The following is an 11,795-nucleotide window of genomic DNA, read 5'->3' on the forward strand; positions in this document are numbered from 1 at the left end:
AGCCATGTCCGACATACCGAACCGCAAGCCCGAAACAGGCGCCTTTTTCGCCCGCGACCACGCCTGGCATCCGCCTGCCTTTGCGCCGGGATACAAGACCTCGATCCTGCGTTCGCCGCAGCGCGCCCTGCTGTCTCTCGACGGCACGATCTCCGAGATCACCGGCCCCGTCTTCGGCCACGGCATGATTGGCGAACTCGATAACGACCTGCTCCACAATTATGCCAAGCCCGGCGAGAGCGCGATCGGCGAGCGCATCATCGTTCACGGCCAGGTGCTGGATGAGCGCGGGCGGCCGCAGGCCGGCGTGCTGGTCGAGTTCTGGCAGGCCAATGCCGGCGGGCGCTACCGCCACAAGAAGGAAAGCTATCTGGCAGCGATCGACCCGAATTTCGGCGGCTGCGGCCGGGCGATCACCGACGAGGAAGGCCGATACTATTTCCGCACCGTGCGGCCCGGCGCCTATCCTTGGCCGAACGGCGTCAACGACTGGCGCCCGGCACATATCCATTTCTCGGTCTTCGGCCACGGCTTCTCGCAGCGCCTGATCACCCAGATGTATTTCGAAGGCGATCCGATGATCTGGAAGTGTCCGATCGTCAGCACGATCCCCGACAAGGCGGCGATCGAACAGCTGATCGCCCCCATGGATTGGGGCAACACCATTCCGATGGATAGCCGCGCCTACAAATTCGACATCGTGCTGCGCGGCCGCCGCTCGACGATGTTCGAGAACAAGCTGGAGGGCAACTGATGGCCCGGGAAATCCGTTACCTCAAGGAAACGCCATCGCAGACCGCGGGACCCTATGTCCATATCGGTCTCACGCCGAATTTCTGCGACATATCAGGTGTCTATGACGGCGACCTCGGCACCGCGATGGTCAACGACAAGACGACGGGCGAGCGGATCACCGTGACGGGCCGGATCTTCGACGGTGCCGGCGCTTTGGTGCGCGATGCGGTGATCGAGATCTGGCAGGCCGACAGCGCCGGGCTCTATAACAGCCCCTCGGAAATGCGCGGCGCCGCCGATCCGAATTTCACCGGCTGGAGCCGTTGCCCGACCCGGGCGGAGGACGGCGTCTACAGCTTCGAGACCATCAAGCCCGGCAAGGTGCCGTTCAAGGACGGGCGCAAACAAGCGCCGCACATCACCTTCTGGATTGTCGCACGCGGCATCAATCTCGGCCTGCACACCCGCATGTATTTCCCGGAAGAATCGGAAGCCAACGCCGCCGACCCGCTGCTGCAGCGGATCGAGCACCGCGACCGCGTGGCGACACTTATTGCCGCACGCGATGGCGCAACCTATGCGTTTGACATCCGCCTGCAGGGAGAAAACGAGACAGTCTTTCTCGATATCTGACAAGCATTACTGCTGCTGGATTTTCGCCTGATCTCGGAAATCCGGCAACAGCTGGCTTTCGTTAAGCACGCGCAATTCAAGATACAACCGGGAATGTATTTTCCATGCTGCATCCGCGTAAAGCGGGTTGGCATTCATGCTGCGCCGCGGTATGAAACGGGCGGGCTGAAACGTTGATGGTGGAAACATGCAGAAAACTTTCGGACACGTCCTGGCGGCGCATAGGGGCCTCGGTCCAGGTTTTGATTTCTTGCGAATCGCGCTCGCTTTTTCAATTGTCCTCGCGCACTCCTTCCTACTGACCGGCAATGACGAATTCTTCCGCTCCACGCCACTGTGGTTTGCGGAATATGCGCTGGTGCCGATGTTCTTTGCGTTGAGCGGCTTCCTGATTGCAGGCAGCGCCCAGCGGCTGAGTCTCAAGAACTTCCTCCTGAACCGCGGGCTGCGTATCGTGCCGGCGCTTGCCGTCGATATCGTCGTCTGCGCCCTGATCATCGGCCCGCTGCTGACGCCTGTCGCGCTCAGCGTCTATTTCTCAAGCGCCGATTTCTTCAAATATTTCCTGAACATCATAGGCTGGATCCACTACAGCCTGCCGGGCGTCTTCGATAACAACCCGACGCATCGCGTCAACGGCGCATTGTGGACGGTCCCCTGGGAGATCTTCTGCTACATCATCATGTCCGGCCTGATGATGACCTCGATCATCTCGTCCTGGCGAAAGACGGCGCTGCTGACTGCAGGCTTCATCGCCGCCGGTCTTTTGATCCAGGCCCTGGGACCGCACCTGCCCTACCGCGTCAATCTGGTGCTCGGTACGGTCTTCGTCAGCCGCGGCGCCCAGCTGGTCTTTGCCTTCCTGCTCGGCATTCTTGCCTATCAGCTGCGCGACGTGATCCCGCACAGCCGCATATTGCTTGCCGTCTGCGCCGCGATTGCGATTGCCGCGGTCTTCGTGCTCAACAGCTCGTCGATCGAGACGGTGCCGAACCGCATCATCGTCATCCCGGCGCTGGTCTACATCACCATCTTCATCGGGCTGACACCGGTTCCGTTGCCCTCCGTCTTCCACAAGGGCGATTATTCCTACGGCGTCTACCTCTATCACGACCCCTTCCTGCAGATCCTGATCGGCTTGGCGCCGGGTGTCTTCCTGGTTCCGAAAACCGGAGCGCTGGCGCTTTATGCGATCGGCATCTGCGCGGCGATGGCGGTGGCGGTGATTTCCTGGCACATGATCGAGAAACCCATTCTCGGCATGCGCAAGAAGTTCTCCTTCGTCGCCAAGGCGCGCGGCGTGGATGAGACCAGCGAAACGAAGATCCTGCCCGTCGAGAAGCCAGCCAAGGCATAGGCTGACGCGTGAACGCTATTGACGTCTCGACGGGCTCAAGGCTTTCTGCCGCCATACGGCGGCAGTGGCCGGCCATGAAAGAAGAGACGACAGTGAGCGCAACGGCCTTCGACCATCCCTTCCTCTCCGGCCTACTCGGTGACGAGGAGATATCCGCCTATTTCACCGCCGAGGCCGATATCCGCGCCATGCTGCAGTTCGAGGCGGCGCTGGCGCGCGCTGAGGCGGCTCATGATGTCATACCCCCGCCCGCTGCCGAAGCCATTTCCGCCGCATGCACAAGCTTTGCCGCCGATATCCAGGCCCTGCGCACTGCCACCGCCCGCGATGGCGTCGTCATCCCCGAGCTGGTACGCCAGTTGCGCGCCGCTGCAAGCGAGACCAGCCCTCACGTCCATACTGGGGCTACCAGCCAGGATGTAATCGACACCAGCCTGATGCTGCGGCTGAAACCCGTGGCCTTCATCTTTGCGGCACGGCTCACCGCCATCGAAGTCAGGCTTGCCGCTTTGGAAACCAGCCTCGGTGCGAAGCCTCTGATGGGCCGCACCCGCATGCAGGCGGCAATCCCGATCACCGTTGCCGACCGGCTGCATGCCTGGCGAACACCGTTCGACACCTATCGCGAGAAGCTGACGGAGCTGCGCTTCCCGCTGCAATTCGGTGGTGCTGCCGGCACGCTGGAAAAACTTGGCGGCAAGGCGGCCGCCGTGCGCGGTTCGCTCGCCCAGGAACTCGGCCTCGCCGATCTGCCGCAATGGCAGAGCCAGCGCGCCTTCATCGCCGAATTCGCCGGACTGCTGTCGCTTGTGACTGGCAGCCTCGGCAAGTTCGGCCAGGACATCGCGCTGATGGCGCAAGCGGGGGACGAGATTGCGCTGAGCGGCGGCGGTGGCTCGTCGGCCATGGCGCACAAGCAGAACCCTGTTGCCGCCGAGACGCTGGTGGCGCTGGCGCGCTTTAACGCCACTCAAATCTCGGCGATCCACCAGTCGATGGTCCATGAGCAGGAACGCTCCGGCGCGGCCTGGACATTGGAATGGCTCGTCCTGCCGCAGATGGTTGTGGCGACCGGGGCTGCCCTTCGTCTTGCACGCGAGCTTGCGGATAACATCCAGAGCCTTGGCGCCGCGAATTCATAACCGTTCGATCATGAATTCTGGCATTTATTTCATTTTACATTACCGTTTCGCATGACAAACTAGCGCGAAAAGTTTTAGCTGCGAGCTAATACGGCGCTGGAGTACGCCGAAAAAGGGAGAGAGAAAGAATGAAGAAGCTGCTTCTGGCCGCCGTTGCGGCCATGCTCATGGGCTCGGGCGCCTATGCGGATACGATCAAGGTCGGCGTCGTCGGACCGTTTTCCGGTCCGTTCGCCCTGCAGGGCAAGAACTTCAAGGCAGGCATCGACGCCTATATGGCGACCAACGGCAGCAAGGTCGGCGACAACACCGTCGAGGTCATCTATCGCGACCTGCCCGCCGCCGATCCGGCGCAGTCGAAGGCGCTTGCCCAGGAACTGGTCGTCAAGGAAAAGGTCCAGTACCTGGCCGGCTTCTATTTCACGCCTGACGCCATGGCCGTCACCCCGATCCTGAAGCAGGCCAACACACCGCTGGTTATCATGAACGCTGCGACCTCGGCGATCGTCACCAAGAGCCCGCTCGTGGTGCGTACCTCCTTCACGACGTGGCAGACCTCGACGCCGATGGCGCAGGTCGCCTTCGACAAGGGCGTCAAGAAGGTGATCTCCGTTGTCAGCGACTACGGCCCGGGCGTTGACGCGGAAAATGCCTTCAAGGCCGGTTTCGAAAAGGCTGGCGGCGAGGTCGTGGAAGCGATCCGCATGCCGCTCGCCACCAACGACTTCAGCGCGATCATGCAGCGCATCAAGGACTCCGGCGCGACCGGCGTCTTCGCCTTCCTGCCATCCGGCCCGACGACGCTCGGCTTCGTCAAGGCTTACAACGAAAACGGTCTGAAGACCGGCGGCATCCAGCTCTTCGCCCCCGGCGATCTGACGCAGGAATCCGATCTTCCGGCGCTCGGCGATGCCGCGCTCGGCATGCTGACCACCTTCCACTACGCGGTTTCCCACGACTCGCCCGAGAACAAGGCCTTCGTCGAAGCCGCCGGTAAGGCGATCGGCAACCCGGCCGAACTGACCTTCCCGGCTGTCGGCGCCTATGACGGCATGCATGTCATCTACAAGATGATCGAGGCAACCGGCGGCAAGCAGGACGCGGCAAAGGCTGTTGAAGCGGTGAAGGGTTTCGCCTGGGTGAGCCCGCGCGGCCCGGTCTCGATTGATCCGGAAAGCCGCCACATCACGCAGAACATCTACCTGCGCGAAGTCGCCAAGGATGCCGACGGCAAATACATCAACAAGGAAATCCAGACCTTCGAAAAGCAGGGCGATCCGGGCCTTGCTGCTGTGAAGTAAGGATTTTCGGCTTAGACGTTGTGCCGTGAGCCCCCTCACCCTACCCTCTCCCCGCTGGGGGAGAGGGGAAGCGACCGTAGCGCTCCAATTTCCCTTCTCCCATCGGGGGTCCGAAGGACGGGTCGAGACGAGCGGCTCGACCCCGGGGTGGCCCGAAGGGCGGATGAGGGGGCCACGCGGCGCAAGGGCTGCTAGTCGCCGCTCGTATAGAACAAGGACCACACCAAACCCATGCAAACCGTCTTCAGCATAGCCGTCGATGCGCTGGCCTATGGCATGGTGCTGTTCGTGATCTCGATCGGCCTTTCTATCACCATGGGCCTGATGCGGGTCGTCAATCTCGCCCACGGCGCCTTCGCCATGATCGGCGGCTATATCGCCTCCTACGCGGTGCGCGATCTCGGGCTTGGCTACGGCATCGGCGTCATCGCCGCCGTCATCGGCACGATCATCATTGCCATCCCGATCGAACGCTTCCTCTACCGCCGGATTTACGGCGCGCCCGAGTTGACGCAGGTGCTGATGACGATCGGCATCACGTTCTGCATCATCGGCATCGCCAACTACGTCATGGGGCCGACGCTGAAGACCATTCCGCTGCCGCAGGGGCTGCAAGGTTCGGCCGATCTCGGCTTCCGCACCATCCCGGTTCATCGCCTCTTCGCGATCGTCTGCGGACTGGGCGTTGCCATCGCGCTGTGGTTCACGATCGAACGGACGAGTTTCGGGGTGAAACTGCGCGCCTCCGTCGACAACGCATCGATGGCGGCGGCCCTCGGCGTGCGCACCGAGATCATCTACGCGCTGAGTTTCGCGGTTGCCGTTGGCCTTGCCGCGTTCGGCGGCGTCGTCGGAGCCGAGCTGCTGCCGGTCGAGCCCTACTATGCGCTGCGCTACATGGTGACCTTCCTCGTCGTCGTCTCAGTGGGCGGCGCGGGATCGATCCCCGGTGCGCTGATTGCCTGTCTCGTGCTGGGCGGCATCGATACGACAGGCCGCTACCTGATGCCTGAGTTCGGCGAATTCTTCTTCTATCTCGCCGTTATCGCCATCATCTGCATCTTCCCGCGCGGTTTTGCCGGGAGGGCGAAATAGGATGACGTTCGCCATGAACACCGACACGGCCGCCGCACGCCGTCACCGCTCTGCGGGCAGAGATTTCGCCGGCGTTGCGGCGATCATCGTCCTTGCTGCCACCGGCTACCTGCTCTTTCCTGACAATCTGGCCCTGCTGACCCGCATCATCGCCATCGCGCTGCTCGTCCTGTCGCTCGATCTCGTGACCGGCTATTGCGGCGTCGCGACCCTCGGCCATGCGGCCCTCTTCGGTTCCGGCGCTTATGCCGCCGGTATCGTCTCGGCCCATTACGGGATCACCGATCCGCTGCTGATGACGCTTGCCGGTATCGCCGGCGGCGCGATTGCCGGTCTGATCTGCGGCGCCATCATCCTGCGCGCCCACGGATTGCCGCAGCTGGTGCTATCGATCGCGCTGATCAACCTGTTCCATGAATTCGCCAACAAGGCGTCCTCCTGGACCGGCGGCAGCGACGGCCTCTCCGGCATTTCGGCCGATCCGGTGCTCGGCTATTTCGAATTCGATCTCTACGGGCATACGGCCTATATCTTCGGCTTTGTCCTGCTACTCGCGGTCTTCATCCTGCTTCGCCTCCTGGTGCGCTCGCCTTTCGGCATGCTTTGCCGCGGCATCAAGGAAGATTCGCTGCGCATCCGCGCCATGGGCGCATCGCCGAAGGCTGCGCTGATGAAGATGTATGTCATCTCGGGTGCGGTGGCCGGCATCGGCGGCGCGCTGACGGCGATCTCGACGCAGGTGGTCGGCCTCGACAGCCTGTCCTTCACGCTCTCGGCCGAAAGCCTGGTCATGCTCGTTCTCGGCGGCACCGGCTCGCTGTTTGGCGCACTCTCCGGCACCGTCATCTTCATGCTGTTCGAGGACTATGTCTCGGCCGCCAACCCGTTCCACTGGCTGACGATGGTCGGTGCACTCTTGATCACCGTCGTGCTCTTCGCACCAAAGGGGCTCTACGGCACGGCTGCTGCCTTTCTCTCTCGTCGCAAGGAGGCAGGCGAATGAGCGCCGTGTTCGAAGTCGCCAACCTGAAGAAATCTTTCGGCGGCCTTGCCGTCACCAACGACGTGTCGATTGCAATGCATCCGGGCGACCGGGTGGCGCTGATCGGGCCGAACGGTGCCGGCAAGACCACCTTCGTCAATCTGGTCACCGGCAATCTGGCCCCCGATTCCGGCGAAGTCCGCCTCGGCGGCGAGACGGTGACGAAGGTCGATGCGGCCGGGCGCGTGAAACGCGGTCTGGTCCGTTCCTTCCAGGTGACCCGCCTTTTCCAGGAGATGACGCCAGCCGAACATGTCGCACTTGCCATCCTGCAGCGCGACGGGAAGACCGGCCGGATGTTCGGAAACTTCCTGTCGATGCCCGGCGTCATGAACGAGGTGAGCGGCATGCTGCAGACGCTGGGGCTGACTGCCCTCATGCATCGCAAGGTCAGCGAGATCGCTTATGGCCAGCAGCGCCTGCTGGAGATCGCCGTCGCCATGGCCTTGAAGCCGAAGGTGCTGCTGCTCGACGAGCCCGCCGCCGGCGTGCCGCAGAGCGATACCAGCCGCATCGAGCAGGCGCTGGCCGATCTGCCTGCCGATCTCGCGGTGCTGATGATCGAGCACGACATGGACCTCGTCTTCCGCTTCGCCAGGCGCGTCATCGTGCTTGCCGCCGGCGCCATCATCTTCGACGGCTCGCCCGCCGACGTCACCAAGGATGCCCGCGTGCGCGAGGCCTATCTCGGGAGCTATGCCAATGCCAGCCACGCCGCTTGAGGTGGAAAACCTGTCGGCCGGCTACGGCCCGACCCGCGTTCTCGAAGGCGTGTCCTTTTCGGTCCCGGCAGGCGCCCGCCTCGCCGTGCTCGGCCGCAACGGCATGGGCAAGACGACGCTGCTCGCCACCCTTGCCGGGCAGACGAAACGCTATGACGGCCGCATCCGGCTGGGCTCGACCGACGTGACGGCGATGCCTAGCGCCGCACGCGCGCATCAGGGGCTTGGCTTCGTGCCCCAGGCGCGCTGCGTCTTTCCAACATTGACAGTCGAGGAAAACCTCTTCGTCGGCCTCAAGGGACGGCCGAAAACAGCGCTCGAAGAAGCCTACCAGATGTTTCCGCGTCTGAAAGAACGCCGCCGCAATCTCGGCAACCAGCTTTCCGGCGGCGAGCAGCAGATGCTCTCCACCGCCCGCTCGATCCTCGGCCGTCCCTCGGTGCTGCTGCTGGACGAGCCGCTCGAGGGCCTCGCGCCCGTCATTTGCGAGGAACTGATGGCCGCCTTCGCCGAACTCGCCAAGACCGGAGATATGACCATCCTTCTGGTCGAACAGCGTATTCAGAGCGCGCTCGATTTCGCCGACCAGGTCATCATACTGGAACGCGGAAGGCTCGCCTGGAGTGGCACGCCGGAAGCGCTGTCGGCGGATCATGATGTGGTAGAACGGCTGCTGGGCGTGGGTGGGCTGCACTAACGCTCAGCTCGCGGAAAAGCCCTCGTCGTAGGTCACCTCGCCCGACGGCGTCTCCCCGCTGAATGTCATTGCCTGAAAATATTCAGCCGGGACGCCCGGAAACGTTAGTTTCGAATCTGCCTGGAAGCCGAAGCGGCTGTAGAAAGCCGAATCACCAAGCAGCACGCAACCCCTGGCGCCAAGCGCCCGGATTGCCGCCAGGCCCGCGTCCATAAGCGCGCGCCCAATTCCCTGCCCCTGCCATTCCGGTGCAACGGCGATAGGGCCGAGCCCGTACCAGCCGAGATCGGCGCCATCGATCGCTACTGGAGAGAATGCAACATGGCCGACAACATTCCCTTCATCTTCGGCAATCAGTGAGACACTGAGCTTACCGCGGTCGCGCAAGGCGTCGACAATCGCCGCCTCCGTCTGGCTGCTAAATGCCATCGGCGCAAAGGCACGGGTTATCAGCGCCCGGATGAGCGGAATATCGGCTGCGGTTTCTTCGCGAGGCTTCATCGCTGTCCTCCAATGACAGCAAATCGGGTAGCAAATAGCCTCACTTGCGTCAAAGCCGCGGCTTGCATTGGCGAGCCGACTCCTCTTTGATCGCAGGCCAACGAGGAGTATCCCGCTTGTCCTTTCCCCTATTCGACCTCACCGGAAAACGTGCGCTGATCACCGGCTCAAGCCAGGGCATCGGCTATGCGCTGGCACTCGGGCTGGCCGAGCATGGGGCGTCTGTCGTCATCAACGGCCGCAATGCCAGCAAGGCTTCGGAAGCGGCGGAGGTGATCCGGGGCAAGGGTCATCATGCGCTGAGCGCCGCCTTCGACGTGACGGATGCTCAGGCGGCGCGCGGTGGCATCGCCTATATCGAAGAGGAAATCGGGCCGATCGATATCCTTATCAACAATGCCGGCATGCAGTTTCGCACGCCGCTCGAGGATTTTCCGGTCGAGAAGTGGGACGAGATCTTCAAGACCAATGTCTCCAGCGTCTTCTATGTCAGCCAGCCGGTCGCCAAGGCGATGATTAGCCGCGGGCGCGGCAAGATCATCAACATCGCCTCTGTTCAGGCCGAGCTCGCCCGCCCGAGCATTGCGCCCTATACCGCGACCAAAGGTGCGGTAAAGAATCTGACGCGCGGCATGGCGACGGATTGGGCCAAGCACGGTCTGCAGGTGAACGCGATTGCGCCCGGATATTTCAAGACGCCGCTGAACCAGGCGCTAGTCGATGATCCGAAATTTTCCAGCTGGCTGGAGGGTCGCACGCCTGCCGGGCGCTGGGGTAATGTCGAGGAGCTGGTGGGTGCTGCGGTATTCCTGTCCTCGGAGGCTTCGTCCTTCGTCAACGGCCATATGCTGATGGTCGATGGCGGGATCACCACCAGTCTCTAGTCGGCGGCGATATTTCCGCGCCGCATCAGCCGCATCAGGATGAGCGGCAGCAGCGTGGTGATGCAGATGGCGATGAAGGCCATGGCCATGCCAAGGCCGATCGAACCCTGCTCGAACTGCCGCCAGATGAAGGTGGCGATCGTCTGCATGCCGACCGGCGCGACGACGACCGAGGCGACGAGCTCGCGCGAGGCCAGCGCGAAGACCAGAAGCATCGAAGAGGCAAGGCTCGGGAAGACCAGCGGCAGCAGAATGCGCCGGAAGGCCATGACGCCGCTGGCGCCGCAGACGCGGGCGGCGGCTTCCAGATTGTCACCGATCTGCTGGAAGGCGGCTGCTGTGTAGCGCACAGGCTGCGGCAGCAGGATGCAGCAATAGGCGAGCAGCAGGATGAAGCCGGTATTGTAGGGCGTGAACGGCAGGCCCGGCATGTTCCAGGCGAGGATCAGGCCGACAGCGACGACGATGCCGGGCAGCGCGTTCGGCAGAATGGTCATGATATAGATCGCCATCCGGCCCCGCATCTTCGTCTTCACGACGGTATAGGCGGCAGTGACGCCGACGAGGCCGGTGATAACAGCCGTGCCGATGCCGAGCGAGAAACTGTTGATCAGCGCGGTGACGGCACCGGCACTGTTGCTGAAGACGGCGATGAAATTGTCGAGGTTGACATTGTCGAGCGCAAGACCGCCGGAAATGGTGCGCGCCAGCGCCGTCGCCAGGATCGCCAGGAGCGGCACGCCTGTCGCCAGGAAAGCGATAACGGCAAAGCCGATCATGACCGGAACTTTCAGCGCGCCGAGCGGCCGCTTGTCCTTGGCGGTCGGCTTGCCGCCGACCGTCTGGTAGGAACGGCGTGCCAGAATCCAGCGCTGCAGCAGGAAAGTGGCGAGCGACATGGCGACGAGCACCAGCGAGAGGATCGCAGCGCCCGGCAGATCGATCGGCCAGTCGGTGACGCGCAGGTCGATGCCCGTCACCAGCACTTGGAAACCGGCCCGGCGGCCAAGTGCCGCGGGCGTGCCGTATTCTTCGATCGCTGCGGCGAAGACGAGCATCAGGCTGGCCGTCAGGCCGGGTGCGGAGAGCGGCAGGGTGATGCGCCAGAAGGCGCGCGCCGGGCTGGCGCCGAAGACACGGCCGACATCGGCATAACGGGCGCCGACAGCCTCGACGGTGCGCGACACCGCGAAATAGACAACCGGAAAAGTGTTAAAGGCCATGACGACGGTCATGCCGAACAGCGAAAAGAGATAGGGCGCCAGGTTGAAACCGGCGAGCTGTTCGAGATAGCCGCGCGGCTGCAGCGTCATGATCCAGCCGAGTGTGGCGATATAGGGCGGGATCATGAAGGGGACGAGGAGCACCACATCCCAGAACGTCGCGAAGGGGATGCGGTAGAGGGCGCGAAAGACGCCGAGCGGCACGGCAACGAGCGCCGAAGCCAGGACGACGCAGGCGCCGAGCAGGATGGTATTGCCGCCCATTCGGATCAGCGAGCTATCGGCAAGCGTCGCGTAGAGCGAGGAGAAGGGGTTCGCAAACGAGCCCCGTCCGAGTTCGGGAAAGATGCCTTGCAGGACGACGGCGATGAAGGGAACGGCAACGACGAGGATGAGACCCGCTGTTGCCAGCCAGGCGGTCGGAGCCGTGCCGCCGATGCCGTTCGCTTTCATCTCGTCAGAC

12 protein-coding genes are annotated in these 11,795 nt (G+C 63.0%); 10 read left to right on the top strand and 2 right to left on the bottom strand.

From position 1 onward, the window contains the following. Positions 1-4: 4 nt before the first annotated feature. From pcaH to AC1DNK_RS16920, 9 genes are all read left to right on the top strand, one after another. Positions 5-754: a protocatechuate 3,4-dioxygenase subunit beta gene (gene pcaH / locus AC1DNK_RS16880; RefSeq protein ID WP_477942250.1), complete on the top strand. Its 750-nt coding sequence runs from the start codon at positions 5-7 to the stop codon at positions 752-754. Continuing rightward, the gene (gene pcaG / locus AC1DNK_RS16885; protein ID WP_477942252.1) at positions 754-1,368 is read left to right on the top strand and encodes a protocatechuate 3,4-dioxygenase subunit alpha; all 615 of its coding nucleotides are present in this window, start codon (positions 754-756) and stop codon (positions 1,366-1,368) included. The genes pcaH and pcaG overlap by 1 nt, the downstream gene beginning before the upstream one ends. 187 nt (positions 1,369-1,555) lie before the next feature. Next, on the top strand, positions 1,556-2,725 hold the full coding sequence (locus tag AC1DNK_RS16890) for an acyltransferase family protein (protein WP_477942253.1): 1,170 nt from the start codon (positions 1,556-1,558) through the stop codon (positions 2,723-2,725). 92 nt (positions 2,726-2,817) lie between these two features. Then, positions 2,818-3,867: a 3-carboxy-cis,cis-muconate cycloisomerase gene (locus AC1DNK_RS16895; protein ID WP_477942254.1), complete on the top strand. Its 1,050-nt coding sequence runs from the start codon at positions 2,818-2,820 to the stop codon at positions 3,865-3,867. 128 nt (positions 3,868-3,995) lie between these two features. Further along, positions 3,996-5,168, top strand: coding sequence for an ABC transporter substrate-binding protein (locus tag AC1DNK_RS16900; RefSeq protein WP_477942256.1), 1,173 nt, complete (start codon positions 3,996-3,998; stop codon positions 5,166-5,168). A 231-nt stretch (positions 5,169-5,399) separates the two neighbouring features. Then, the gene (locus tag AC1DNK_RS16905) at positions 5,400-6,263 is read left to right on the top strand and encodes a branched-chain amino acid ABC transporter permease (protein ID WP_477942257.1); all 864 of its coding nucleotides are present in this window, start codon (positions 5,400-5,402) and stop codon (positions 6,261-6,263) included. Between the two features lies 1 nt (position 6,264). Continuing rightward, complete coding sequence (locus tag AC1DNK_RS16910; RefSeq protein ID WP_477942259.1) at positions 6,265-7,266, top strand: branched-chain amino acid ABC transporter permease; 1,002 nt, start codon at positions 6,265-6,267, stop codon at positions 7,264-7,266. Continuing rightward, a complete protein-coding gene (locus AC1DNK_RS16915) occupies positions 7,263-8,027 on the top strand; it encodes an ABC transporter ATP-binding protein (protein ID WP_477942261.1) in 765 nt (254 codons plus the stop codon). The genes AC1DNK_RS16910 and AC1DNK_RS16915 overlap by 4 nt, the downstream gene beginning before the upstream one ends. Then, positions 8,008-8,724, top strand: a complete 717-nt coding sequence (locus AC1DNK_RS16920; RefSeq protein ID WP_477942263.1) for an ABC transporter ATP-binding protein — start codon at positions 8,008-8,010, stop codon at positions 8,722-8,724. Before AC1DNK_RS16915 ends, AC1DNK_RS16920 begins: the two co-directional genes overlap by 20 nt. Before the next feature lie 3 nt (positions 8,725-8,727). On the opposite strand, the gene AC1DNK_RS16925 is transcribed toward AC1DNK_RS16920, so the two are convergent. Next, positions 8,728-9,225 carry a GNAT family N-acetyltransferase gene (locus AC1DNK_RS16925; RefSeq protein ID WP_477942265.1) on the bottom strand — a complete coding sequence of 166 codons (498 nt, stop codon included), beginning with the start codon at positions 9,223-9,225 and terminating at the stop codon, positions 8,728-8,730. A 116-nt stretch (positions 9,226-9,341) separates the two neighbouring features. Between AC1DNK_RS16925 and AC1DNK_RS16930 the strand changes: the two genes are divergently transcribed. Further along, positions 9,342-10,109 (top strand): SDR family oxidoreductase, encoded by a 768-nt coding sequence (locus AC1DNK_RS16930; RefSeq protein WP_477942267.1) that lies wholly within the window; start codon positions 9,342-9,344, stop codon positions 10,107-10,109. Here AC1DNK_RS16930 and AC1DNK_RS16935 read toward each other — a convergent pair. Next, positions 10,106-11,785 (bottom strand): ABC transporter permease, encoded by a 1,680-nt coding sequence (locus tag AC1DNK_RS16935; protein ID WP_477942269.1) that lies wholly within the window; start codon positions 11,783-11,785, stop codon positions 10,106-10,108. The two genes, AC1DNK_RS16930 and AC1DNK_RS16935, sit on opposite strands and share 4 nt — an antisense overlap. Positions 11,786-11,795: the final 10 nt, after the last annotated feature.

The sequence above is a fragment of the Rhizobium sp. 01N424 genome (genome assembly GCF_056399485.1).